Annotated in this window: 26 protein-coding genes; 6 read left to right on the top strand and 20 right to left on the bottom strand. The window is 36.3% G+C overall.

Going from position 1 to position 24,031, the window contains the following annotated elements; all coding sequences use genetic code 11:
- The first annotated feature begins 264 nt into the window (after positions 1 to 264).
- From SKM54_RS03630 to SKM54_RS03620, 3 genes are all read left to right on the top strand, one after another.
- A complete protein-coding gene (locus SKM54_RS03630; RefSeq protein ID WP_321094106.1) occupies positions 265 to 1,614 on the top strand; it encodes an aromatic acid/H+ symport family MFS transporter in 1,350 nt (449 codons plus the stop codon).
- Between the two features lie 93 nt (positions 1,615 to 1,707).
- Positions 1,708 to 2,295, top strand: coding sequence for a DUF4145 domain-containing protein (locus SKM54_RS03625; protein WP_321094103.1), 588 nt, complete (start codon positions 1,708 to 1,710; stop codon positions 2,293 to 2,295).
- Positions 2,296 to 2,343: 48 nt separating this feature from the next.
- Complete coding sequence (locus tag SKM54_RS03620) at positions 2,344 to 2,658, top strand: ankyrin repeat domain-containing protein (protein ID WP_321094100.1); 315 nt, start codon at positions 2,344 to 2,346, stop codon at positions 2,656 to 2,658.
- Between the two features lie 239 nt (positions 2,659 to 2,897).
- Here the strand turns inward: SKM54_RS03620 and SKM54_RS03615 are convergent, their stop codons facing one another.
- The 5 genes from SKM54_RS03615 to ribF all read right to left on the bottom strand — a co-directional run bounded on the left by SKM54_RS03615 (position 2,898) and on the right by ribF (position 8,498).
- Positions 2,898 to 3,440 carry an NADPH-dependent FMN reductase gene (locus SKM54_RS03615; protein ID WP_321094098.1) on the bottom strand — a complete coding sequence of 181 codons (543 nt, stop codon included), beginning with the start codon at positions 3,438 to 3,440 and terminating at the stop codon, positions 2,898 to 2,900.
- A gap of 134 nt (positions 3,441 to 3,574) precedes the next feature.
- The gene (locus tag SKM54_RS03610; RefSeq protein ID WP_154773091.1) at positions 3,575 to 4,057 is read right to left on the bottom strand and encodes an FKBP-type peptidyl-prolyl cis-trans isomerase; all 483 of its coding nucleotides are present in this window, start codon (positions 4,055 to 4,057) and stop codon (positions 3,575 to 3,577) included.
- Positions 4,050 to 4,592, bottom strand: coding sequence for a signal peptidase II (gene lspA / locus SKM54_RS03605; RefSeq protein ID WP_154773092.1), 543 nt, complete (start codon positions 4,590 to 4,592; stop codon positions 4,050 to 4,052). The genes SKM54_RS03610 and lspA overlap by 8 nt, the downstream gene beginning before the upstream one ends.
- Positions 4,585 to 7,431, bottom strand: a complete 2,847-nt coding sequence (ileS, locus tag SKM54_RS03600; protein ID WP_321094095.1) for an isoleucine--tRNA ligase — start codon at positions 7,429 to 7,431, stop codon at positions 4,585 to 4,587. Before ileS ends, lspA begins: the two co-directional genes overlap by 8 nt.
- 65 nt (positions 7,432 to 7,496) lie before the next feature.
- The gene (gene ribF / locus SKM54_RS03595; protein WP_321088375.1) at positions 7,497 to 8,498 is read right to left on the bottom strand and encodes a bifunctional riboflavin kinase/FAD synthetase; all 1,002 of its coding nucleotides are present in this window, start codon (positions 8,496 to 8,498) and stop codon (positions 7,497 to 7,499) included.
- A 209-nt stretch (positions 8,499 to 8,707) separates the two neighbouring features.
- Here ribF and SKM54_RS03590 point away from each other — a divergent pair, with 209 nt between their 5' ends.
- Both SKM54_RS03590 and SKM54_RS03585 read left to right on the top strand, forming a co-directional pair.
- Positions 8,708 to 9,838, top strand: a complete 1,131-nt coding sequence (locus tag SKM54_RS03590) for a TDT family transporter (RefSeq protein WP_321088374.1) — start codon at positions 8,708 to 8,710, stop codon at positions 9,836 to 9,838.
- Positions 9,839 to 9,988: 150 nt separating this feature from the next.
- Positions 9,989 to 10,555 (top strand): 5'-methylthioadenosine/S-adenosylhomocysteine nucleosidase family protein, encoded by a 567-nt coding sequence (locus tag SKM54_RS03585; RefSeq protein ID WP_321092558.1) that lies wholly within the window; start codon positions 9,989 to 9,991, stop codon positions 10,553 to 10,555.
- Between the two features lie 68 nt (positions 10,556 to 10,623).
- On the opposite strand, the gene SKM54_RS03580 is transcribed toward SKM54_RS03585, so the two are convergent.
- From SKM54_RS03580 to ubiG, 15 genes are all read right to left on the bottom strand, one after another.
- Positions 10,624 to 11,244 (bottom strand): TetR/AcrR family transcriptional regulator, encoded by a 621-nt coding sequence (locus SKM54_RS03580; RefSeq protein WP_154773097.1) that lies wholly within the window; start codon positions 11,242 to 11,244, stop codon positions 10,624 to 10,626.
- 344 nt (positions 11,245 to 11,588) lie between these two features.
- Positions 11,589 to 12,392, bottom strand: a complete 804-nt coding sequence (locus SKM54_RS03575; protein ID WP_321094092.1) for an ABC transporter ATP-binding protein — start codon at positions 12,390 to 12,392, stop codon at positions 11,589 to 11,591.
- 13 nt (positions 12,393 to 12,405) lie between these two features.
- Positions 12,406 to 13,221: an aliphatic sulfonate ABC transporter permease SsuC gene (gene ssuC / locus SKM54_RS03570; RefSeq protein ID WP_321088372.1), complete on the bottom strand. Its 816-nt coding sequence runs from the start codon at positions 13,219 to 13,221 to the stop codon at positions 12,406 to 12,408.
- A complete protein-coding gene (gene ssuD, locus SKM54_RS03565; RefSeq protein WP_321088371.1) occupies positions 13,221 to 14,396 on the bottom strand; it encodes an FMNH2-dependent alkanesulfonate monooxygenase in 1,176 nt (391 codons plus the stop codon). The genes ssuC and ssuD overlap by 1 nt, the downstream gene beginning before the upstream one ends.
- Positions 14,397 to 14,426: 30 nt before the next feature.
- The gene (locus SKM54_RS03560) at positions 14,427 to 15,425 is read right to left on the bottom strand and encodes an aliphatic sulfonate ABC transporter substrate-binding protein (protein WP_321092554.1); all 999 of its coding nucleotides are present in this window, start codon (positions 15,423 to 15,425) and stop codon (positions 14,427 to 14,429) included.
- Positions 15,426 to 15,439: 14 nt separating this feature from the next.
- Positions 15,440 to 16,414: a sulfonate ABC transporter substrate-binding protein gene (locus tag SKM54_RS03555; RefSeq protein WP_321094089.1), complete on the bottom strand. Its 975-nt coding sequence runs from the start codon at positions 16,412 to 16,414 to the stop codon at positions 15,440 to 15,442.
- Between the two features lie 336 nt (positions 16,415 to 16,750).
- Positions 16,751 to 18,103: an amino-acid N-acetyltransferase gene (argA, locus tag SKM54_RS03550; protein ID WP_321088368.1), complete on the bottom strand. Its 1,353-nt coding sequence runs from the start codon at positions 18,101 to 18,103 to the stop codon at positions 16,751 to 16,753.
- Positions 18,104 to 18,237: 134 nt separating this feature from the next.
- Complete coding sequence (locus SKM54_RS03545) at positions 18,238 to 18,666, bottom strand: hypothetical protein (RefSeq protein WP_321094087.1); 429 nt, start codon at positions 18,664 to 18,666, stop codon at positions 18,238 to 18,240.
- A gap of 227 nt (positions 18,667 to 18,893) precedes the next feature.
- A complete protein-coding gene (locus tag SKM54_RS03540; protein WP_154773105.1) occupies positions 18,894 to 19,268 on the bottom strand; it encodes an RcnB family protein in 375 nt (124 codons plus the stop codon).
- Between the two features lie 176 nt (positions 19,269 to 19,444).
- Positions 19,445 to 19,837 (bottom strand): RcnB family protein, encoded by a 393-nt coding sequence (locus tag SKM54_RS03535; RefSeq protein ID WP_321088366.1) that lies wholly within the window; start codon positions 19,835 to 19,837, stop codon positions 19,445 to 19,447.
- Between the two features lie 235 nt (positions 19,838 to 20,072).
- Positions 20,073 to 20,228, bottom strand: a complete 156-nt coding sequence (locus SKM54_RS03530) for a hypothetical protein (protein ID WP_171501304.1) — start codon at positions 20,226 to 20,228, stop codon at positions 20,073 to 20,075.
- A gap of 171 nt (positions 20,229 to 20,399) precedes the next feature.
- On the bottom strand, positions 20,400 to 20,819 hold the full coding sequence (locus tag SKM54_RS03525) for a hypothetical protein (protein ID WP_321088365.1): 420 nt from the start codon (positions 20,817 to 20,819) through the stop codon (positions 20,400 to 20,402).
- A gap of 174 nt (positions 20,820 to 20,993) precedes the next feature.
- Positions 20,994 to 21,740, bottom strand: coding sequence for a YciK family oxidoreductase (locus SKM54_RS03520; protein ID WP_321089050.1), 747 nt, complete (start codon positions 21,738 to 21,740; stop codon positions 20,994 to 20,996).
- A 41-nt stretch (positions 21,741 to 21,781) separates the two neighbouring features.
- Positions 21,782 to 22,462, bottom strand: coding sequence for an HAD family hydrolase (locus SKM54_RS03515; protein WP_321094131.1), 681 nt, complete (start codon positions 22,460 to 22,462; stop codon positions 21,782 to 21,784).
- On the bottom strand, positions 22,459 to 23,172 hold the full coding sequence (gene ubiG / locus SKM54_RS03510) for a bifunctional 2-polyprenyl-6-hydroxyphenol methylase/3-demethylubiquinol 3-O-methyltransferase UbiG (protein ID WP_321094086.1): 714 nt from the start codon (positions 23,170 to 23,172) through the stop codon (positions 22,459 to 22,461). The genes SKM54_RS03515 and ubiG overlap by 4 nt, the downstream gene beginning before the upstream one ends.
- Before the next feature lie 181 nt (positions 23,173 to 23,353).
- Here ubiG and SKM54_RS03505 point away from each other — a divergent pair, with 181 nt between their 5' ends.
- Positions 23,354 to 23,971: a thiol:disulfide interchange protein DsbA/DsbL gene (locus SKM54_RS03505; RefSeq protein ID WP_154773111.1), complete on the top strand. Its 618-nt coding sequence runs from the start codon at positions 23,354 to 23,356 to the stop codon at positions 23,969 to 23,971.
- Positions 23,972 to 24,031 lie beyond the last annotated feature (60 nt).

Here is a 24,031-nt window from a genome sequence, read left to right as displayed (position 1 = left end):
TGTTGGAAATAAATAGATAAAATAGTGTATTTTTCACTCAATTTAAATGTTCGTTATTCATGATTTTTTATTCTAATAATAATTTAAATGTATATTTTTAATAAGTTTTTAGACTAATGTTCAATTGAGTATTTTTTGTTTTGTGTGAAAATTAACATTATAGTTCCAATAGCAAAATGTAGCTGATAGATACATAAAAACAAAAACTTCTCTGTATGGATCGCTATTGGATTAATTGAAATATGAACTTACAGGAAGTAAGGAATGACTCATCAAGCAGTGAACGTTAATCAAATTATTGATCACGCAAAATTTACGCCATTCCATTTTAGGGTTGTTGCGTGGTGCTTATTAATTATTCTTTTTGATGGCTACGATTTGGCAATTAATGGTGTGGTTTTACCACTATTAATGGATGATTGGGGCTTAAGTGCTGTACAAGCTGGTATGTTAGCGAGTACAGCATTGGCAGGTATGATGTTTGGTGCCATGATTTTTGGCTCACTTGCAGACAAAATTGGCCGTAAAAAAGTCATTATGATCTGTATTGTGCTATTCAGTGGTTTAACTTTCGCTGGTGGCTTTGCATCTAACCCTACAGAATTTGGTATTTTACGCTTCTTAGCAGGCTTAGGAATTGGCGGTGTTATGCCAAACCTTGTTGCTTTAACTTCTGAATATGCGCCTCAAAAAATGCGTAGTACGCTCGTGACGACTATGTTCAGTGGTTATGCAGTTGGTGGTGTAATGGCGGCGTTATTAGGTTCATGGTTTACACCAAGTTTTGGTTGGGAAATCATGTTCTTTATTGCTGGTATTCCATTATTCTTACTTCCAGTTATTTGGAAATATTTACCTGAATCTTTAACGTTTATTGTAAAAGAAAATAAGCAAGAAGAAGCACGAAAAATTGTGCGTAAGCTAGCTCCAAACGTAACGGTAAAAGAAGATACGACATTCGAACTTTATAAAGTTGATGTTCCTGAAGCTGCAAACGTTGCGAGCTTGTTTAGACGTGGTCGTGCAACCAATACATTATTATTTTGGGTAGCCTTCTTTACTTGCTTATTAACCATGTACGCGTTAAGTAGCTGGTTGCCTAAGCTTATGATGGCAGCGGGTTATTCAATGGATAACAGCTTAATGTTCATGATGATTATGAACGTAGGTGCTGTGGTTGGTATTGTTGGCGGTGGTATTTTAGCGGATCGTTTCCATTTAAAACCTGTACTTATGTTCTTGGGTATTATGGGCGCGATTGTTATGAGCTTAATGGGCTTCCAATCTAATCAATTCTTGCTTTATATTTTAGTGTTCCTTGCTGGTGCTGCTTCTATTGGTTCGCAAATGCTTCTTTATAGCTATGTTGCGCAATTCTACCCGTTAGCTGTACGTTCTACTGGTATTGGTTGGTCTTCTGCTATTGGTCGTATGGGAGCAATTGTAGGTCCAATTCTAATTGGTGGTTTGTTAGGAATGAATTTACCAGCGCATTTTAACTTTATTGCTGTAGGTTTACCTGTATTAATTACTGCAATTGCTGTTGCTTTAATTATGCATGATGATGAGCCTGAGAAAATTGCTGCGCAAAATGTAGCTGCTGCAAAAGCTTAAAAATTAAGATGTAAAACAAGCCTCCGAAAGGGGGCTTTTTGTTTATTAGGAAAATGAATTAAAATTATTTAAGAGAATTTATAAGCTATAAAAATGAATAATTCTGAAAAGTGGGAAAACTTATTAAATCCTGAGATATTTAAAGATCGACTAATAAGTATCTCAATATATATAACGATATATGAAATGTTAAAGGATTCTATTATTAATCGAATTAAGGATTTTTATATAATGCCGTTGATTGATTTTAGAGATTTAGAAGGGGAAGAGCGATACAAATTAGAAGTTCTCTCAAGAAATAAAAATTATTTATATGCTTCTATTTCTTGGTTATTAGAACATGATGTAATTAATCAAAAAGATTTGGAAAACATTGAAAATTTAAAAACGTATAGGAATTATCTAGCCCATGAAATGAGTAATATCGTCTTTAATGGTGAAATTTCTAATTTTATGGATAATTTTTTATGTGCTTATGAGTTAATTAATAAAATTGAAAATTGGTGGATAGTTAATTTTGAAATGACTTTGAATCCTGAGTTTAACGATATATGTATAGATGATATTGATGTCGAGAACATACAGTCTGGTAAGAAGATTATGATAGATATTGCTTTATTGGTATTAAATGGTAATGACGAATTGCTTGAAAGATTTAAGTTCATGAACAATAAAGTTTAATTGTCATCTTAAAAATATTAAGCTACTCGAAATATTGAGGGACATATAATGCAATTTAATTCAATTTCTCCAATTCCAGAAGATGATGAAGAACTACATCTTCCTGAACTCGTTTATTGGGCATCTTTAGGTGAACTTGAAGAAGTTAAAAAGAGCCTAGAAAATGGTTCCGATGTAAACACAACCGATGAAGAAGGTTATAGCGCATTACAAGCAGCGGCTGAGAACGGCTATTTAGACGTTGTAGAGTATTTGGTTGCCCAAGGTGTTGATGTTAGCTATAAAGGTGAATATACAGCTTTAGAGCTTGCTGAAATGGCAGGACATATAGAAATTGTAAACTACTTAAAAGCACAAAAATAATTGATACAAAAAAGAAACCCCAACGTCCTGTTGGGGTTTCTTTGTATTTCGTGTTTTAGGTATAACTCCTGTCGTACCTCACGTCCTGATGCTCAAACTTATTATTTTAGTTTTCTGTTTGGGAAACTTCCTGCTTCCTTATGACTTAAATATAGCTCGAAAAATAATATCTGAATAGCGACAAAACTCACCAACTTATGTAAGCTAAAACGTACGTTATTGCTTAAAAATAAAACGAATTAAGCGCTAACATATTGTACTAATTTATCAAATGACGCTTTTAGTGCGCGGTCATCAAAAGTATTTGCTTCAAATTCTTCTGTTTGATTGCGTGAGAAAATATCACGAATTTCTACAACAGCATTGCTATCAACTAAACCAAGCTGAGTTGCAACTTGACGAATTTGATCAATTGAACGTGAACCATTTGAACCGCCATAACTTACGTATGCAGCAGGTTTGCCCGCCCATTCTTTACCTAAGTAATCGAGTGCATTTTTAAGCGCAGGGCTATAACCGTGGTTATATTCAGGGCTAATGAAAATGAAAGCGTCACCTTGAGCAACTTTGTCTGCCCAAGCTTGTTGTTTCGGTTGATCATAAATACCTGTTAATGGAGGATAAGCACCTGCAAAAATTGGTAAATCCCATTCTTTTAAATCGACAAGTTCAACTTCCACAGTTGAAAAATCATAAGATTCGATGCTTTTTTGAATCCAACGTGCAACTTTAATTGCTGTGCGTCCTTCACGAACACTACCGATAACAACTTGAATTTTCATTTATAAATCCTGTGTTTTTTAATGAATGTTTATTAAATTATTATAGTAATTATTTCATGTATATAGGAACTTTATATCTAAAAGAATCGGGCATAAAAAAAGCTTCCGAAGAAGCTCTTTTATAGAAAATTGAATTACATCAATTTCACACCTTGTTGACCTGCAGGTGTTACTTTGAAAATTTCTACTTCAAAAGTAATGTTTTTACCTGCAAGTGGATGGTTGAAGTCAACTTCGGTAATGTCATCACCAACAGTTTTAACCACGCCATATAAGCTTTGTTTTGCTTTGTCTTCAAACTCGATCATGTGACCTTCAACAGGACGTTGTTCGAATTTTACAGTATCAAATTTTTGTACGTTTTCTGGATTCCACGGACCAAAAGCATCTTCTGGTAAAAGGCTAACTGTACGACGGTCGCCTGCACGTAAACCAAATAATGCTTTTTCAAAGCCTGGTAATAAGCTGCCATCGCCCATAACTAAACTTACAGGCTCTTCGCGGTTACGCGTATTGTCAATTTCTACACCATTTTCAATGGCTACAGAAAAATGAAGTGCGACTTTAGCGCCATCTTCAATACGTGTTTCTTCGTTTGGGTTAATAAAATCAGTCATTTTTTTGCACTTCTGCACGTTGAATACGGTGCTTTTCTAAAAAGAACGTATCCACTAATAATAAAATAGTACCAAGCGTAATGGCACTGTCTGCAATATTAAAAGCAGGGAAGTGATTGTTGTTGTAGTAAACGTGAATAAAATCGACAACGTAGCCTAGGCTTACGCGGTCAATTAGGTTACCAATTGCACCACCTAAAATAAGGGCAATTGCAATTGGTAAAACTTTCACGGTTTTTGGCATACGCATAAGCCAAAATACAAAAACAACAGAAACTAAACCTGCAAGTGAGGTAAAGAAATAGCGTTGCCATCCACCAGCATCGGACAAGAAACTAAAGGCTGCGCCATAGTTATGTAGTAATGTCCAATTTAAAAAGGGCAGTACCGGAACAGGGTCTGCATAATTGAGACTTGTACTGGCAATCCATTTTGTCCATTGATCTAAAATAATAGCCACAATGGACAAACTCAACCACACTAAATTGTGTGGGTAAAATTGGAATAAACCCTTTTTATTTTGTGGATTAGGCATATTTTCTCTCTTCGCCTTGACCTGTAGGAAGGTTGATAATACAACGAGAACATAAACCAGGATGTGCAGAATGTGTATTTACATCTGGAAGTACATGCCAGCAACGCGCACATTTTTCGCCATCTGCAGCTGAAACTTTCACACGTAAACCATCTAGGTCAGATGCTTCACCTTGTGTTTCATCGAAGTCATTTACAAGCACTTGAGATGTAATCATAACAAAACGAAGTTCATCACTTAGCTTGTCTAAAACAGCTTTAAGTTCTGCATTTGCCCAAAGCTCAACTTTTGCAGATAGGTTAGAACCTACAAGTTTTGCATTACGTGCAGCTTCAATGTGCTTATTCGTTGCAGATTTAACTGCAATTAAAGTTTGCCATTGTTCTTCAGAAATTAAGTTCGCTTTAGACGATACAGGAATGTCGTACCATTCTGCTGTGAACACGTATTTCTCTGATTGTTCAGGAATCAGTGGCCAAGCTTCTTGCGCTGTAAAGTTTAAAATTGGTGCCATCCAACGTACAAATGCTTGTACCAAGTGATACAACGCAGTTTGTGCAGAATGACGTGCTTTAGAGTCTGCTTTTGTAGTGTATTGACGGTCTTTGATGATGTCTAAATAGAAGCCACCAAGGTCATTAATACAGAAGTTCGTTAAAGCGCTAGTTACGATATGGAAGTTCATATCTTCATAGGCTTGTTGAACAGTTTTTTGTACTTCCGCAGCACGTTGTAAAATGTATTGATCTAATGCAACTAAGTCATCTACTGGTAATGCATCTGTTGAAGGTTTAAAGCCATTCAAGTTCGCAAGTAAGAAACGAAGCGTGTTACGAATACGACGATAACCATCAGACGCACGGCTAAAGATTTCTTTACCAGCCGTCATTTCATAACGGTAATCTGCAGATGCGATCCAGAAACGTAAACCATCTGCACCCATATCTTTAATGATGTCTTGTGGCGTAATAATGTTACCTAAAGATTTAGACATCTTACGACCTTTTTCATCAACCACGAAGCCGTGAGTTAACAAGCCTTTGTAAGGTGCACGTTCATTAATTGCGATAGATGTTAATAATGAAGATTGGAACCAACCACGATGTTGATCTGAACCTTCTAAATACAAATCGGCAGGATCAGTCAATTCCTCACGTTCACGTAGTACAGCATAGTGAGTTGTTCCTGAGTCGAACCATACATCTAGAGTGTCGCGAACTGCGTTATAACATTCTGCATCATCACCAATGAATTCTGAAGCATCACGGTTATACCAACCATCAATACCTTCTTGTTCAATGAGTTTTGCAACTTCTTCAGTCAATTCAGGTGTACGTGGGTGCAATTCGTTTGTATCTTTATGCACGAAGAATGGAATTGGTACGCCCCAAGTTCGTTGACGTGAGATACACCAATCAGGACGACCTTCAATCATAGATTGAATACGATTCTTACCCCAATCAGGTACAAAGCTAATGTCATTTTCAATTGCATTTAATGCATTTTGACGTAAACCTTTTGCATCCATGCTAATAAACCATTGCGGTGTTGCACGGAAAATAATAGGTGTTTTATGACGCCAGCAATGCGGATAGCTATGCTTAATTACAACATGCGCCCAAAGTTTATTTGCTTCAGTTAATGCAGCAATAATTTTCGGATTGGCTTTATAAATGTGTTCGCCTGGGAAAATTGGTGAAGTTGGTAAGTAAACACCATTACCACCTACAGGATTTTCCACTTTCAAGTTGTATTGTAAGCCAACTTTATAATCGTCTACACCGTGACCTGGTGCTGTATGTACTGCACCTGTACCACTTGTAGCAATAACGTGTTCGCCTAAAATTACAGGAACTTGGCGTTCTGCAATAAGCGGATGTTGAAGTAATAAGTTTTCAAGTTTTGAACCTGTGAAATCTGCAAGAATTTCAACAGCTGTAAAGCCATAACGTTCTGTTGCAGATTCAACTAAATCTTTCGCTAAGATAAAGTTTTGTGCTGCTTTTTCTTCGCCTGTTGCCTTAACAAGTTGATATTCGATGTCTGCATGTAGTGCAACTGCTTGGTTAGCAGGCATTGTCCAAGGCGTTGTTGTCCAAATCACAATATCAGTACGATCTGCAACTTCTACACCTACGCGTGCAGATAAATCTGCAAGGTCTACAATTGTAAAACCAACATCAATTGCGTCAGATTTTTTATCTTCGTATTCAACTTCTGCTTCTGCAAGTGCAGAACCGCAATCTAAACACCAGTTTACGGGTTTAAGACCTGGTTCAATGTGACCCGCTTTGGCAATTGCGCCCAATGAACGAACAATGTCAGCTTCTTGTTTGAAGTTCATTGTTAGATATGGATTGTCCCAATCGCCAAACACGCCCATACGCACGAAGTCTTTCTTTTGAAGTTCAACTTGTGTGTAAGCATATTCACGGCAAGCTTTACGGAAAGTAGATGCATCTACTTTTACGCCAACTTTACCTACTTTTTCTTCTACTTTAAGTTCAATTGGAAGACCGTGACAGTCCCAACCTGGAACGTATGGCGCATCGAAGCCATCCATTACACGGCTTTTAATAATAATATCTTTAAGTACTTTGTTAACCGCATGACCTAAATGGATTTGACCATTTGCGTATGGAGGGCCATCGTGAAGTACATATTTTTTCTTGCCAATACGCGACTCACGAATCTTCTGATAAATGTTGTCGGCATACCACTCTTCTAACCATTTAGCTTCACGTACTGCGAGATTTGCTTTCATTGCAAATTCAGTACCTGGGAGGTTTAGCGTGGCTTTGTAATCCACTGCATTTTCAGGAGTTTGCTTATCGCTCATGCAAGTTTTCTTCCAAGTTTATCAGCATATTAACTGACGCGTTTTACAATAGAATAATAGGGAGTTTAAAACTGGAAATGGGGGTGATTGCTTCGAAACTCAAGGAGCTTCTCGGTATCATCATCAATTCCTGCTTTGAGTGCTTCAAGCGAAGGATAATTCTTTTCGCCATGTAAATAGTTTAAGAATGTCACCCGCATTAATAGGCCATACAGATTAGCAGAAACATCGGGAAAATGTACTTCTAATCGCCATTCAGGGTGTTCTTGTTGAATGGCAGGACGAGTGCCGACATGACCTGCACCAAATAATGATGTTGGGGTGTAGCCAGCAATCCCTATTTTTTCAGGATTTTCATTTTTAACTTTATCTTTCAAAGATGTAGTTTCGCATATTACATCTACACCATAAATGCCATGTAAGCATGGTTTATGGCGGTTCAGTCGAATATTAATGGTTGGAAAATTAATGGTTCGTCCAATTTGGTCACCATATTGCACACGACCTGTAATGCTATATGGACGACCTAATAATTTGGCGGCAAGGGCTAAGTCACCTGCTTGTAAGGTTTGACGAATACGTGTTGAACTAACACGTTCACCGTCTAATTCTACCGTTTTTAAATTGGTGATTTGAAAGCCGTAATTTTTTAAAAACTCACTATTCCCTTGGCGGTTTTTGCCAAAGTGAAAGTCATCGCCTAAAACTAAGCTATGTGCATTAAGTTTTTGTTTGAGTAAAGATGCAAATTCTTCAGCGCTTAAACTACGAAATGAATTATCAAACTTAGCAATAACAATATAGTCCACACCAAGTTCTGTTAAATATTCTACTTTTTCGCGCAAAGAGCTAATACGTGGTGGTGCTTCATAAGCTTTAAAAAATTCTAAAGGTTGTGGCTCAAAAATCATGACAGCAGTTTTTAAATTTTGTTGTACTGCAATCTCTTTTAATTGGGTAATCATGGCCTGATGACCAAGGTGCACGCCATCAAAATTGCCAATTGTTACTGCTGTTTTTGGCAATTGAGTATTTGGTGCTAAAGCATTCAGGCGGAGTAGCTTCATGGCTAAATTAAAAGGTTTAAATTTATGAGGGCTATATATTGCCATATTCTCGCGATTACGTCTTGTTGTTCTGTTTTTACTCAAAAGAAATTTACATTAAATTAATTTATATATAAATTTAACTTATTCTTAAAATAAATATTAATCAGTTTTTCTTATTTAAAAATACTCGTAGAATGATTGTATCACCACTCAATGAGGATTCAGTGATGCAAAAACCACTTTATCAGCTGCAACAAGTGCAAGACATTATTCGTCATTTTACACCAAATTGGTTCACTGCGATTATGGGAACAGGCGTGGTTGCATTAATTTTGCCTGAATTTCCTGTGGCTGAATCCTTGACTTGGTTGTTAGGTAGCACGTTGTGGTTACTGAATATTGTTTTATTTGTCTTGTTTAGCACTTTATATATTTTGCGTTGGACGCTGTATACAAATGAAGCTAAACAAATTTTTAAACATCCTGTCATGAGTTTGTTTTTAGGTGCTATACCTATGGCGCTTGCCACAATTTTAAATGGATTCTTAAAGTTTGGTATTCCTTTAATTGGTGATGTTGCGGTACAGATTGCACAAGTACTTTGGTACATCGATGTATTTTTAGCTGTTGCAATTGCATGGATTGTTCCTTTTTGCATGTATAACCGCCAACAGCATCAGCTGAATACTATGACAGCAGTTTGGTTACTTCCCATTGTCGCTTGTGAGGTTGCAGCAACATCTGGAGGCTTGTTACTAGGTCATATAGAAGCAACACAACACGCAGTTGCGATATTATTTGGCAGTTATATGTTGTGGGGTATTTCAGTTTTACCTGCATTCGCTATTTTAACCATTTTAATGTTACGCCTAGCTTTGCACCAATTACCAAGTAAAGAGTTAGCAATAAGCAGCTGGTTGGCTTTAGGACCAATTGGTACAGGTGCTTTGGCTTTATTGGTTTTAGGTGAACAAGCACCGCATGTCCTTCAGGTGATTGGCATGGAAAGCTTGGGTATATTTGCGCAACAAGGCGGTTTAATTGTGAGCTTAATTTTAATTGGCTTTGGTTTGTGGTGGTTAGGTATAGCAGTATTAACAACCTTAAAACATGCACAACAAGATTTGCCATTTAACTTAGGATGGTGGGGCTTAACCTTTCCATTGGGCGTATTTACCTTAGCAATTTTAAATTTGGCACATCAAACAGATTTACATTTCATTTTTATATTTGGTTATGGTTTTGCCACGATTTTAATTCTGTTATGGATGCTTGTTGCGAGTAAAACATTCAAAGGTTTTTATGCAGGTCACTTATTTTTTTCACCATGTTTAAAAACATATTTGGAGAATAAATAAAGTAAAAGGTGGCTGTAAATCTCTCCCAATTAAAAACCTGATTTTGAGAAAGATCAGGTTTTTTTTATGTTTTAAAGATGTTCAAACAATTGCGTTGAAGTGGTGAATCCTCTTTAATGAGCAGCAATTTAGAAATGTAATGAGATAAAAATGTCTTCAGATTTAGCTTTAATTATGGCTCTTCCGAATGAATCAAAAGGTTTATTTGAACAAGCAGGAATTGAGGTTCATTACAGCGGAATAGGCAAAGTGAATGCTGCATTTAAAGCGTTTGAAGTTATTCAAAAAACAGGTTGTAAAACATTACTAAATTTGGGAACAGCAGGAAGTTCATATTTTGATGCGCATGAACTTGTTGAAGTAACTCAGTATGTACAACGTGATATGGATGTTTCACCACTTGGTTTTGAAGTAGGTGTTACGCCAGTAGATACAGATTATCCTGCTGAAATTAATTTAGATGGTTTCTTTGAGCATTTGAAGAAAGGGACTTGTGGTACAGGCGATAATTTTGAAACAGGTACGCCAAAGGTTGCTTGTAATTTAGTAGATATGGAAGGCTATGCTTTAGCGAAAGTATGTAAAAAACTAGGTGTGCGTTTAATTTCCGTAAAATACATTACAGATGGTGCAAACGATACAGCGCATTTAGATTGGGAAGAGAACTTGCTACTTGGTGCAAAAAAATTATTAGAATTATATAAGACAATTAAATAGAAGAAAGGTTGGCGACCATAGAAAGTGCTATGGTCGTGTGCCAATCATCAATGAAGATGTTCTGTTTTTTATTTTTCAGTACGAGGAAGAACACCGTATAAAAACATATGAATTGTATGTTGAATAATACGTTGTTGCATGCTTCGGTTACGTAAGGTTTTACCCGTTACCATTTCCATTTGCGTAGAAAAATCTGCGTAGTTCTGCGTCACAGACCAAATATTTAAAATCAAAAGTTCAGGATCGATATCTTTCGAAATTTTACCTTGCTCTTGCCACATGATAATTACTTTTGCTTTACGCTTAAAAAGCTTTTTCAGTGGACCTTTTAAAATTTCAAGAATATGTGGTGCGCCTTGAATAATTTCGAGGGCAAACAAACGAGATGCTTTAGGTTGAGTACGTGAAACCTCAATTTTCTGCATAAGATAATTGGTAAGCGCTTCTTCTGGCTCAAGTTCAGATTCGAGTGATTGTAAAGGCGCAAGCCATTTTTGTAGGACAGTCGTTAATACTTCTACATACAAAGCCTCTTTATTTTCGTAATAATAGAAAATATTCGACTTGTGCATTTCTGCAATTTGAGCAATCTCATCTAGACTAGCACCGCTAAAGCCATAGACTGAGAATACGTCCAACGCTGCATTAAGGAGCTGTTGACGTTTTTGAGTACTCTTTTTCTGTTCCATTAGCAAACTTAAAACAATAAAAAAAGGGGAATCGTCAATTGTACGGCAAATCATCAGATTTGTGGATAATCTAAATTTGTATTTTGTGTATAAATGCATCTTAACTTTAAAGAAAATCTATTAAATTGAGATGGAATCGACATATTTTAGCAATGCTTAATTAAGTATTACTAAAAGTATGTGTTTATTTTTATACAAATGTTTCAAAGAGCTTGGTGATTTATAAGATTTTTTACTCTAAATGTGGTTTTTCTTCATTTTAAATATTTATTAAATAGTAAAATTACATGTTACAAACAAAAAAGTCTTCTAAATTCAAGGTTGAACTTAGAAGATGCTTCTAATTAGGTTGCTAAAACAGCATTAAGAACTTGTTGTTCTAAATTTGCAAAGTCAATTCCTTTTTTGCGTGGTCGAGATAAATCTACTTTGAACTCTTTGGCAATATGGCCTTTATCTAGCAAGATAATTCGGTCCGCCAATTGAACGGCTTCAGAAACATCGTGCGTGACTAAAATTGCTGTGAAGCCTTGTTCAGTCCAAAGTTTCTCAATAAGGTTTTGCATATCTAAACGTGTAAGTGCATCTAAAGCACCTAAAGGTTCATCTAATAACAAAATACGGGGCTTATGAGAAAGGGCGCGAGCAAGTGCGGTACGTTGACGCTGACCACCTGAAAGTTGAGATGGCCATAAAGCCGCTTTTTCTTCTAAGCCAACCTTTTTAAGCAATTCAGATGCATTTTCATGACGTTCTTTAGGTAAACCTAATTGAATATTTTTTTCAATGCTACGCCATGGTAAAAGACGTGGGTCTTGGAACATGACACGAATATCATCGCTTGTAATACCTTCACGTAAATGACGTGCAGATTTAAATTTAATTTCGCCATAGCTGGGTTGTTCTAAATCTGCAATTAACCGAAGTAGGGTGCTTTTTCCGCAACCACTACGACCAACAATTGCCAAGAACTCACCTGGTTGAATATGTAAATCTAAATCTTCTAAAACCTTAACTTGACCATAGAATTTGTGGAGTTGTTCTATGTAAATTTCAGCCCCTAAAACCGCATTTGGATTAATATCTGGAGAAATTGGTGAATGTGATTTCGATTCACTAACTTGAAGACCAACACTTAAATCTGTCATCTTATTTTCCTTATTATTTTTGATAGCCAGCATGCCAGCGTAGTAAGTATTTTTCTAAACCTACAGCCAACACATCTGCTAATTTACCTAAAAGTGCGTAAAGTAAAATACCAACAAGTACGATATCTGTTTGTAAAAACTCACGTGCATTCATGGTCATGTAGCCAATACCAGACTGTGCTGAAATAGTTTCGGCAACAATCAACAGTACCCACACAAGCCCCAATGAAAAACGTAGTCCAACCAAAATTGAAGGCATTGCACCTGGTAAAATAATTTCTTTATAAAGCTGCCAACGTGTTAAACCGTAACTTTTACCCATTTCAATAAGCTGAGGATCTACAGAGCGAATTCCATGATAGGTATTGATGTAAATCGGGAAGAATACACCAATTGCAACCAGAAATAATTTTGCAGATTCATCGATACCAAACCAAAGAATGACCAATGGAATAAGTGCCAAAGCAGGTATGTTACGGATCATCTGTAAAGTTGTATCTAACAAAGTAGATGCGAATTTTGATGATCCATTTAATAAGCCTAAAAGTAAGCCTAAACCACCACCCACAAATAAACCAAGTAGGGCACGTCCAGCACTCACTTGAACATGTTCAACAAGTTCACCACTTGCAAGCAAAGTCCAAAAGGCGGTTACCACTGCGGTAGGTGCAGGCAAAATCCGACTTTCTAATAAGCCGGTACTTGATGCAATTTGCCAAACTAAAATAAGTACAGATGGGAACAACCATGGCAGCAAACGCTGACCAAGGATTGTTCCACGTGAAACCTTTTTTTCAATTAAGGTATCCACAGAAATCTTTTTAGACATTAAGCAGGCTCCTTATTTTTAATTTCTTTTTTCGTTTGATCTGCAACATAGTTATTTGCCACAATTTCACCGAAAGGACCTGTTAAATTTGGTTGAGCTAATTTTTTACGTGTTTCTAAAGGAAGCAGAGGGAACACGAGTTCAGCGAAGCGAATAGATTCTTCTAGGTGTGGATAGCCTGAAAATATAAACGTACCAATACCTAAATCTGCATATTCTTGAATACGTGCCGCAACAGTTTCAGGGTCACCTACAAGCGCAGTCCCTGCACCACCACGAACAAGCCCAACACCGGCCCATAAATTAGGCGAAACTTCGAGTTTAGTTCTATCTCCATTATGCAGTTCAGCCATACGACGCTGACCAACTGAATCCATGGTTTTGAATTTCGCTTGAGCCGCTGCAATTGTTGCATCATCTACATATTGAATAAGTTCTTCAGCAGCAGCCCATGCTTGTTCATTTGTTTCGCGAACAATCACGTGTAAACGAATACCGTAATTTAATTGGCGACCTTTCGCTTCAGCTTTTGCTTTTACAACCGCAATTTTTTCTTTCACTGCCGCAGGTGGTTCACCCCAAGTTAAATACGTGTCTACTTGGTCTGCTGCAAGCTCGATAGCATCTTCAGAAGAACCACCAAACCATAGTGGCGGATGTGGTTCTTGAACAGGTGGATAAAGTAATTTTGCATCATCTACGCTTAAGCGTTCGCCGTGGAAAGTGAACGATTCGCCAGTATGTGAACGCGTTAAAATTTCACGCCAAATTTTTGTATATTCAGCAGCAGTTTTATAGCGTGTTGAATGATCTTCATATAACCCATCACCTTTCAATTCTTGTTCATCACCACCTGTTACAAGGTTCAGCAAAACACGTCCATTTGAAAGACGATCAAATGTAGATGCCATACGTGCAGCAAGCGCAGGCGTTGTAACACCTGGGCGTAAAGCCACTAAGAATTTCAAGTTTTTAGTTGCATCAATTAAGCTTGCAGCTGTAATCCAAGGGTCTTCACACGAGCGACCTGTTGGAATAAGCACACCTTCATAGCCAAGATTATCTACAGCCACAGCAATTTGTTTCATATAAGCATGATCAACTTGACGGGCACCTTTGCTCGTACCTAAATAACGACTATCACCATGTGTAGGAATAAACCAAAAGATTTTCATGTCAAATTTCCTTGCTCAATATTTAAAAAATTAGTGATTAGATTCAGAATTCAAAATGGCATCTTGAATTTTTATTTGTTTAGGAATGAGCTTTTCTTTATAAAAAAGATCGGCAATTTGTTGTTGTGATTCGATATTTACAGAGGTAATAGGACGAATCGGTGATGGCTTTGATCTACGATCTAAGGCATTTTTTGCAACATCTTTCTTTAAGCCTGTGCTACTTGCATATAAGTCGACAGCTAAATCTTGGTTGTTCAAAATCCATGTGTCTGCATCGTTTAAGCTTTTTAAAACCTTGTCGGTTACACCAGGATGTGCATTTACAAATTTTGGATTTGAGATGTAATACGAGTAGGTGGTTGGGAAATCTGAACCGCTAATAAAGGTTGTGACAGGACCACTCAATTCAATTGCGGAAAGAAATGGATCCCAAATTGCCCAAGCATCTACAGAGCCTTTATTAAACGCTGCACGAGCATCTGCAGGTGGTAGCCAAATTGGCTGAATGTCTTGCCATGAAAGATTCGCTTTTTGCAAAACTTTTGCTAAAAACTCATGTGCACTTGAGCCTTTTTGAAGTGCAATTCGTTTACCTTTTAGGTCGCTTAAGCTTCTTATTGAACTATTGTTTGGTAAAACCAAACCTAAAGATTTTTCAGGATAGACTTCGTAGCCTGCATAGCTCAGATTTTTGTCGGCAGCTTGTGCAAAAATAGGTGGTGTATTGCCTACATAGCCAAAATCTACAGCGCCAACTGCTAAAGCCTCAAGCATTTGTGGTCCAGCAGGGAATTCGCGCCATTCAATTTTTGTATTTGGAAACTGTTGTTCAAATAGCTTTTGTTCGCGAGCTACTAAAAAGTTAAGTGATGATTTTTGGAAACCAATTTGTAGTGACTTCACTTCAACATCAGCTTCTTTTTTTGTATTTGTAGACGTTTTTGATGTTGTTTCTTTTTGGCATGCACTCAGCCCCAAACTCAGTGTAGTAATACCAATAAGGGTTGTTATTTTGAGCGAGCTCATAGGTAATCCTTCTATTATTTTTTGCTGCTTAGTAATGCAGCTTGAATATTGATTGTGTTTGGAATTAATTTTTGTTGATAAAAGGCATCAGCAACATACTGCTGTTCTTTGGCAACTTCAGTTGAAATAGATTGAACACCAAAGCTCATACGACTAATTGAGGTTTTTAAAATATCTTTACTTAGACCTGTTGGTTTTTCTAAAATTTGAGTTGCTTGATCTTGATTATTCTTCACCCAATCTGCTGCGCTATTAAGTTCTGTAATAACTGTTTCAAGTACTTCAGGATGTTGTTCGGCAAATTTGCGATCTGCTAAATAAAATTGATGATTGTTGACTAAGTTTGTGCCATCAGCCAATACGCGTGTACCAATTTGATGTTCTGCTGCTGCAAAGAATGGATCCCAAATAACCCAAGCATCTACGGCACCACGTTCGAAAGCTGCACGAGCATCGGAAGGAGGTAAATACACCACTTCAATATCACTGAGTTTTAAATTATTTTTTTCCAGAACTTTTAATAAAAGGTAATGAACATTTGAACCTTTATTTAAAGCAACTCGTTTACCTTTTAAATCTTGAATGGATTTAATTGGAGAGTCTTTAGGAATAATAAGTGCTTCAGCAGTTGGGGCAGCAGGTTGGTTAGCGATATAAACCAAATTTGCACCAGCAGCTTGAGCAAAAATAGGAGGAGCTTCTCCAACTTCACCTAATGCAACGCTGCCTACATTCAAACCTTCTAAAAGTTGTGGACCTGCGGTAAATTCAACCCATTTCACATTAATATTTTTTTCTTTTAATGTTGAATCAAGTACGCCACGTTCTTTAATTACAGGCAGTAAACCGTATTTTTGGAACCCAATATTTAAAGTAACGGTTTCAGTTTTTGGCTCTTTATTACTGCAACCAGACATCATTAATGCACCAGCAACCACAGTAGAAAGAACTAAGCTTTTCGTTAAAAAATTTGTGTTGAGGTTACCCATAATGATGTTGCTCCGAGCAAAAATAATGAGGTCGTTGAATGAGCAACTAAAATAATCATTTTTCTTTTTCGGAAAAAATAACTATTCAGGAATTTCTAATGAGAAAAAAAGATAAATAAAAATAAGCAAAGCTTATTCAACACAGGAATAAATAATCCTGTAAAAATTTCACCAATAAAAGCTCATAAGTTAATGATATTTATTTTAAAAATTGATTTTTTAAATTATTTTCTAAATTTATAGATTCAGCTATTCATTTGAAAACTTATATTTGTACGCTGTTTAAGTCATTTAGATATGAGAAATATAGATATATCGAACAATAAAAAAGTCACTTTAAAGTGACTTTTTACAAACAATTGAATTTCGTTGATAGTTATAAAGTGCTTGCCGAGCATTTGGTAAATCATCAACATTTGCATTTTCAAAGCCTTGCTCTAAAAACCAATGTGCTGTTCGAGTTGTTAAAATAAACAGTTGCTCAATGCCCATCGATTTTGCTTTTGCTTCTAAATAATGAAGAATTTGACTACCACGATTCGATTTTCTATAACTTGGATGAACAGCTACACAAGCAATTTCAGCAGATTTAATTTCATTTTCTGCTGTTGGAATAGGATATAAAGCTGCACAAGCTAAAATAGTTCCATCACGTTCAATGACAGCAAACTGTTCAATTTCATTTTCTAAGAGTTCACGTGAACGGTAAACCAAAATTCCTTCTTCTTCGAGTGGGCGCAATAAATTAATTAAACCACCGACATCTTGAATATTTGCCATACGCACTTCTTCATAATGCGCATCTGTAATCATAGTGCCAGAACCATCACGAGTGAAAAGCTCTTCAATAAGTGCACCATCATAGCTATAAGAAAGTAGATGAACACGGTGAACACCATTTAGCGATGCAAGTTTTGCACCTTTTAAATGTAATGCACGATTTGGGCTTTCATCTTGGTATTGTTGAATAAATTGATCAATTTGATGCGGTAAAACTTCACGTAATAACTGCCCATTTTCATTAGATAAACCATGATGTTTACCTAAAAAAATCAATTTATCAGCTTTTAAGCTAACAGCGGTTTTTGTTGCGACTTCTTCAGCTAATAAATTAAAAACTTCGCCAGTTGTCGAATAGCCTGTTGGTCCAAGTACCACAATATTTTGATTATCTAAATGCCGATGGATAGCCGCAGTATCTAAAGTACGAACTTCACCTGTAAGTTGGTAGTCCACGCCATCTCGAATACCGTAAGGTTTTGCGGTAACAAAATTACCTGAAACAACGTCTATGCGTGCGCCGTACATAGGGGAATTGGCTAATCCCATTGAAAGTAGAGCTTCAATTTGCAAGCGAATTGAACCAACTGCATTCATAATTGCATTTAAAGATTCACGCGTAGTAATACGTTTATTGTTATGAAATGGCGTTTCTATATGATTAATTTTTAAATTTTGAGAAATTTGTGGACGTGCACCGTGAACAAGTACAAGGCGAATACCTAACGAGTGTAATAGGGCAATATCGTGAATAATATGCTGAAAGTTTTCATGTTGAACAGCTTCACCATCAAACATAATGACAAAGGTTTTATTACGATGGGCATTAATATAGGGTGCAGAATGCCGAAACCAGTGCACATATTGCAACGTCATACTATGTGAAGTTTCAGATATATTTACTGTCATGCCCATCTCAATTGATTTGAATAATTAGAGTATCTTCGATTTTTATATAAATTAAAATATATAAGCACAATTAAAAAAACCATCGGAGATAAATCTTCGATGGTTAGAAAATATTGAGACTTTTCAGCAGTAAATTAGCGGACAATGTCTAAAATTTTATAGCGATGATCGACTAAAACGTAGTCACTATTAATTTTGTACCATTGTTCAGATGGCCCCACGTTGTAAATACGTGGAGAATCATTACTTTTAACTTTAAAACGGTCTGTTCTGAGTGGCTCTGGAATTTTATCGCCTTTTTTCCAATCCCAAGATGGTCTTGGCATCGTTGTGTCAATTCTTTGATCACGGTTGGTATCATAGTAATAGCGACCGTTTTGTTGTTGCGGTTGACCGTAAACAGGGGGGCTGTAGTATTGCCCACTGTTATTATAATTTTGATTATCTCTTATTTCGCTATAAAGACCCGTCTGATCATCATAAATAAACTTTTTTGCAAGTGAATATTGAGCTGTAATTAAAGCCGTTAAAGATAAAGTGGATATTGTAAAAAATTTCTTCATATTTATTGTCCTCTATTTTATATGGTTATTTTATGCACTGCTGAAATGGAGGAATATTAGAAAAATGTAAATAATTTAATATTTTTTAAGTATTTTGTGATTTATTTATTATTTTAATATTTCGACATTTTTTAAATAAATTGACCATTCATTGAACAATTATTTTATTTGGGGTACTAAAAAGCCTGATATAAATCAGGCTTCTATAACTTGGTAATATGCTTTTATTAACTAATTCGTAAAATTTTATCAGTTTTAGTATTTACCAATACATAATCGCCATTCACTTTATACCAAGCTTGATTACGGCTTGGTTTTTTTAGATGTTTTGCTTCGCGGTAATCTACTTTATAACGTGAAGAATCATATTGACGTGGTAATGGTTGACCTACACGCCAATCACGACTTGGATTTACTTTATAAGAGTTATAGCGCTTATCATTATTCCAATGTTGCTTACTAGGATGTTTGTCATTTGAGTTCCAATGTGCAGGCGCATGCGATGGATGGTTAAAACGAGCATCGTGGTGCGGTGCAGCCATAGCAGATGTTGCAATAAGAGCACTTAACGAGAGGGCAATTGTTGTTAACACTTTTTTCATTTGTTTTACCACTATTCTATTTGAATGTTTTCCGATAACTTTAAATTAGCGAATAACTAGCGATAAATAATGAGAGGAATATAGTGGAATTGTGAAATAAATGAAGAAATTAAGTATTTTAAAAATACAGGCATAAAAAAGCCCAAACAAAAGTTGGGCGATATAGGTAATTAAAATTAATTAGCGATACGAATAATGGTATTGCTGTCTGTGTTTACTAAAATATAGTTATTGTTCACTTTGTACCATTGTTCATTTCGTGAAGCTTTTGGAAGGCTTGAATCTTTTGAATCTACTTTATAGCTGTTTCCTCGGTAATGCTGAGGCATGACATAACCTTCTTGCCATTTTAATTGCTGTAAACGTTGTACGCCTCTTTCTTCGCGCATACGACGTTTTTCAAAGCGTTCGTCACTATTTTCTTCACGGTATTCACGATGTTTTCTACTTTGTTCATGGCGAGGCTTATCAAAGCCTCGATCATCATCATGATGAGGTGCAGCAGCAGTGAGACTGCTTGCCATCAAAGCATTTAAAGAAATTGCGAGTACAGACAATATCTTTTTCATGTTTAACCCTCTTAATATTATTTTCACTATGAGATTACTCTACTGAAAAATTGCAGAGAAACTGTGAAGAAAGAATAACTTTTTATTTTAAAGCCATAAATATATTAAGGTATTATGCTGTATTTTAGGAAAATTATAAAATTTGAATTACATATAAGAACAAATAAGAAAATAGACGTTGAGCTTATTTTTTATAATGAAAATAGCCCTAAATAGGACTATTTTTGAGGCAAGATTAATTCCAATGTTCGACTAAATTTTGTAATGAATTTACAGCTTCAACAACATCTTTAGCTTGGTGAACATCATCTAATGCTGTAATTAAATCTGTAGAAAGTTGTAGATTTTCAATTGAGCGAATCATTTCAACTTTATGTTTTAAATCGGTCATTGATAGCTCCTTATCTGCTGTTTTGCTTGCAAGGTATTATAAGGAATGGAGTTTAATCATAAAAACCGAATAATATTATTGCGATGATATGGAAAACCGATTTATATTTTTTGTTCGCATAAAAAAGGCAGTTCGAGCTGCCTTTTTAAATATTAAATTTATTCAACTTTGTTAGTATGCGTATTTCATATCTGTGTAGTCTGTTAAAGATTTTTGAACATGCGCATTAATGAATTCTTTAACATCTTCAGGGCTTAAAGGCTCGCCTTGTTTGGTAATTACATGCTCAAACGGTGCTTGTTCTGGCGCAACAATTTTGTATACGAAGTTGGTGATAACACTGTATTTATCATCTTCTTTTAAAATACTAGTCACGTAATGATAAGAATGTTCAAAGTTTAAATCTGTATGTGAAAATACGAACTGATCGAACAGCTTTATATTTTTACCATTTTCTAGGGCTTGAAGTTCACTTATGATGGTTGCTTCAAATTTCATGCCGTATTTTTCAGAAATAGGTTTGCCATCTACAAGTAAAGATACCATTCCATCTTCAAGGTGAGTAACGCCAATATTGCTAAAGTCAGACATGTGAAATCTCAGAATGTTTAAGTGATATGTGTTTAGTATGAGTAAATTAGCGCTAAAAACAATGCTAGAAAAAATAGCTGTATAAATATTATTCAATTTTAAAATGAGTGCTTATTTTGATGATAAAAAAGGGGGCATAAGCCCCCTAAGTATTATGTTGCATATTTAAAGACATTAGTCTTGGGCATCAATACTTTGACCATTCAATGCAAGACTGTCATCACCCATTAAATATAAGTATGCAGGCATAATCATTTCTGGTGTTGCGAGTGTTTTCGGATCTTCATCTGGAAATGCTTTTGCGCGCATTGCGGTGCGTGTCGCACCAGGGTTTATACAGTTAAAACGTAAATTTGGATGGGTATTTTCTTTAGCAAATAGTTCGCTCACGGCTTCAATTGCAATTTTTGAAACAGAATAAGCACCCCAACGTTCACGAGTTTCTCGCCCTACACCTGAACTTGCAAAGACAACAGATGCGCTTTCAGATTTTTTTAAAAGAGGAAGGAGTTCTTGAGTGAGTACAAAAGGTGCACGTAAATTTACAGCCATAACGTCATCCCAAACATCGACAGGATAATTTTCTAGTTCTGTACGTTCACCTAAAATACCTGCGTTATGCAAAATACCATCTAAACGACCAAATTGCTTGTCTAGCGTGTCGACTAAAAGCTCGTAATCACGTGGCGACGCGCTAGAAAGTTGTAGAGGTAAAATGGCAGGTTGTGGAGCACCTAAGCTTTCAATTTCATCATAAATGACTTCAAGTTTATTTAAGGTTCGACCATGTAAAACAACAGTTGCACCGTGTAGGGCATAGCTAAGTGCTGCTGCACGACCAATTCCATCACCTGCGCCTGTGACTAAAATAATGCGATCTTTTAATAAGTCGGGGCGAGGCTTATATTCTGAATATTTCATAGTCGAACCTCCTCGTTTTATATCATTATGAATTTAATTTTTTATTTTGGCTTAATCACCATTTTAAGAATGACTTGATGTAATTCATCCACATTGTTCACTATACAATCTGCATGCCATGCTGTTAAGTCATCTTTGTGTTCGATTGGTAAATAACCATATGCTGCCAAAATGGTGTACATATTGGCGTTACGACCTGCATCAATATCTCTTGGATGATCGCCCACATAAATACAGTCTTCGGCATTTATGTTGATTTGTTTTGCTGCAAGATACATTGGCTCAGGATCGGGCTTGGTATTGGTCACATCTTCAGGACAAACCAAAACAGAACAACGTGCAGTTAAATTAAGTGCTTTAAGAAGTTCTTCACTTAACCAACGTGGTTTATTGGTCACAATACCCCACGGAATATGGTGACTTTCAAGCTCTTCTAAGAGTGGGTACATGCCTTGGAAAAGGTCTGTATCTACTGCAATATCTGCACCATATAGGTCTAAAAAGCGTTGACGGTGTGCAAAAAAAATAGGATCTGTCACTTCTAATTCAGGATAGACCAATTTCACCATTGCACGCGCGCCCTCAGACACTTGCGTACGAATTAAATCGGCAGGAACAATCGCTTTACCTTCTTCACGGCACATATCTTGAATAATGCGAATAAAATCAGCTGCGGTATCAATTAAAGTACCATCTAAATCAAATAATACCGCTTTCATTATGCTTCTTCTTTTTGCGTATAAACCATGTAGTTCACATCGACATTTGGTGCTAACCAATAGCGTTTTGTGATTGGGTTATAATGTAAACCTGTCATATCTTTCAGTTTTAAATTGGCAGCGCGAATGTCGTGTGCTAACTCTGAGGGCTTAATGAATTTGCTGTAGTCGTGTGTGCCTTTTGCCAACATACGAAGTACGTATTCTGCGCCAATAATGGCAAATAAGTAGGCTTTAGGGTTGCGGTTGATGGTCGAGAAAAACACGTGACCACCTGGTTTTACAAGTTTTTGGCAAGCAAGAATAATAGATGCAGGGTCTGGAACATGTTCAAGCATTTCCATGCAAGTGACAACGTCGTATTGTCCTGCTTGTTCATCTGCCAGTTGTTCAACAGGAATTTGGCGATATTCAATATTTTTAACGCCTTCTTGTTCTGCGTGAAGTCGCGCTACATTTAAAGGCGCAGCACCCATATCGATGCCTAAAACATTTGCACCACGACGTGCCATGCTTTCTGCCAAAATACCGCCACCGCATCCAACATCGAGTACTTTTTTCCCTGCAAGACCGCCTGAATGTTCATCAATCCAGTTTAAACGTAATGGATTAATCATGTGTAATGGGCGGAATTCAGAATGCTGATCCCACCAAATGGCTGCGAATGCTTCAAATTTGGCAATTTCTTGTGGATCAACATTTAGTTGCGACATCGGGTTCACCTCAATCAAGTCGTTATAATTCGAAAAACTTAGTATCTTCTTAGTGTAGCGATTATTAAAAAAAAAGCGATAAAAGCCTTAAAAAAGTTCACAGAATGAAAACGAAAAAGGCTAAATTGATTTATAGTATTTCAATAAGCTAATCATAATATTTTTGAGGCAAATAAACGCAATGAAAAAAATTCTTTTAGGTAGCCTCGCTACGGCGATGTTAGCAATTTCAAGTGGTGCAATGGCAGCAAACTTTGTTGCTGGTCAAGATTACACCGTTCTTGCTAACCCTGGAAAAGTAGAAGTTCCGGGTAAAATCGAAGTTCGTGAATTTTTTTGGTATGGCTGTGGACATTGTCATAGTTTAGAACCACATATGCAGGCTTGGATTAAAAAAATGCCTAAAGGCGTTCATTTTGTGCGTACACCTGCTGCTATGAACCCGACTTGGGAACAAGGTGCTCGTGGATATTATGTGTCAGAAGCTTTACAAATTCGTAGAAAAACACATTTACCATTGTTTAAGGCAATTCATGAAGGTGGTCAGCAAATTTTTGACCAAAAATCACAAGCTAAGTTTTTTGTGAAATATGGCGTACCTGAAGCTAAATTTAATAGCATGTTTAACTCATTCCCGATTTCTGCAAAAATTGCTCAATCAAACCAACTTGCTAGACAGTACCAGTTAACAGGTGTTCCTGCTGTTGTTGTGAACGGGAAATATGTTGTTCAGGGTGATGATGGAAAAGTTCCTCAAGTTGTTAATTATTTAATTGAAAAAGAACGCAAAGCAAAATAATTGATAAATTAAAAACCGCTCAATATGAGCGGTTTTTTTTAGAATTAAAATTTTTAACTC

It is taken from the genome of Acinetobacter faecalis (assembly GCF_034187745.1).
GTDB classification, from domain to species: Bacteria; Pseudomonadota; Gammaproteobacteria; order Pseudomonadales; family Moraxellaceae; genus Acinetobacter; species Acinetobacter faecalis.
Note: the sequence above shows the minus strand (reverse complement) of the source record. Positions and strands in the feature narration are given on the sequence as shown.

Excerpts from the sequence above, each read along its gene's own strand:
- SKM54_RS03630 (WP_321094106.1), top strand. The coding sequence starts at position 265 with ATGACTCATCAAGCAGTGAACGTTAATCAAATTATTGATCACGCAAAA.
- SKM54_RS03625 (WP_321094103.1), top strand. The coding sequence starts at position 1,708 with ATGAATAATTCTGAAAAGTGGGAAAACTTATTAAATCCTGAGATATTT.
- SKM54_RS03620 (WP_321094100.1), top strand. The coding sequence starts at position 2,344 with ATGCAATTTAATTCAATTTCTCCAATTCCAGAAGATGATGAAGAACTA.
- SKM54_RS03615 (WP_321094098.1), bottom strand. The coding sequence starts at position 3,440 with ATGAAAATTCAAGTTGTTATCGGTAGTGTTCGTGAAGGACGCACAGCA.
- SKM54_RS03610 (WP_154773091.1), bottom strand. The coding sequence starts at position 4,057 with ATGACTGATTTTATTAACCCAAACGAAGAAACACGTATTGAAGATGGC.
- lspA (WP_154773092.1), bottom strand. The coding sequence starts at position 4,592 with ATGCCTAATCCACAAAATAAAAAGGGTTTATTCCAATTTTACCCACAC.
- ileS (WP_321094095.1), bottom strand. The coding sequence starts at position 7,431 with ATGAGCGATAAGCAAACTCCTGAAAATGCAGTGGATTACAAAGCCACG.
- ribF (WP_321088375.1), bottom strand. The coding sequence starts at position 8,498 with ATGAAGCTACTCCGCCTGAATGCTTTAGCACCAAATACTCAATTGCCA.
- SKM54_RS03590 (WP_321088374.1), top strand. The coding sequence starts at position 8,708 with ATGCAAAAACCACTTTATCAGCTGCAACAAGTGCAAGACATTATTCGT.
- SKM54_RS03585 (WP_321092558.1), top strand. The coding sequence starts at position 9,989 with ATGTCTTCAGATTTAGCTTTAATTATGGCTCTTCCGAATGAATCAAAA.
- SKM54_RS03580 (WP_154773097.1), bottom strand. The coding sequence starts at position 11,244 with ATGGAACAGAAAAAGAGTACTCAAAAACGTCAACAGCTCCTTAATGCA.
- SKM54_RS03575 (WP_321094092.1), bottom strand. The coding sequence starts at position 12,392 with ATGACAGATTTAAGTGTTGGTCTTCAAGTTAGTGAATCGAAATCACAT.
- ssuC (WP_321088372.1), bottom strand. The coding sequence starts at position 13,221 with ATGTCTAAAAAGATTTCTGTGGATACCTTAATTGAAAAAAAGGTTTCA.
- ssuD (WP_321088371.1), bottom strand. The coding sequence starts at position 14,396 with ATGAAAATCTTTTGGTTTATTCCTACACATGGTGATAGTCGTTATTTA.
- SKM54_RS03560 (WP_321092554.1), bottom strand. The coding sequence starts at position 15,425 with ATGAGCTCGCTCAAAATAACAACCCTTATTGGTATTACTACACTGAGT.
- SKM54_RS03555 (WP_321094089.1), bottom strand. The coding sequence starts at position 16,414 with ATGGGTAACCTCAACACAAATTTTTTAACGAAAAGCTTAGTTCTTTCT.
- argA (WP_321088368.1), bottom strand. The coding sequence starts at position 18,103 with ATGACAGTAAATATATCTGAAACTTCACATAGTATGACGTTGCAATAT.
- SKM54_RS03545 (WP_321094087.1), bottom strand. The coding sequence starts at position 18,666 with ATGAAGAAATTTTTTACAATATCCACTTTATCTTTAACGGCTTTAATT.
- SKM54_RS03540 (WP_154773105.1), bottom strand. The coding sequence starts at position 19,268 with ATGAAAAAAGTGTTAACAACAATTGCCCTCTCGTTAAGTGCTCTTATT.
- SKM54_RS03535 (WP_321088366.1), bottom strand. The coding sequence starts at position 19,837 with ATGAAAAAGATATTGTCTGTACTCGCAATTTCTTTAAATGCTTTGATG.
- SKM54_RS03530 (WP_171501304.1), bottom strand. The coding sequence starts at position 20,228 with ATGACCGATTTAAAACATAAAGTTGAAATGATTCGCTCAATTGAAAAT.
- SKM54_RS03525 (WP_321088365.1), bottom strand. The coding sequence starts at position 20,819 with ATGTCTGACTTTAGCAATATTGGCGTTACTCACCTTGAAGATGGAATG.
- SKM54_RS03520 (WP_321089050.1), bottom strand. The coding sequence starts at position 21,740 with ATGAAATATTCAGAATATAAGCCTCGCCCCGACTTATTAAAAGATCGC.
- ubiG (WP_321094086.1), bottom strand. The coding sequence starts at position 23,172 with ATGTCGCAACTAAATGTTGATCCACAAGAAATTGCCAAATTTGAAGCA.
- SKM54_RS03505 (WP_154773111.1), top strand. The coding sequence starts at position 23,354 with ATGAAAAAAATTCTTTTAGGTAGCCTCGCTACGGCGATGTTAGCAATT.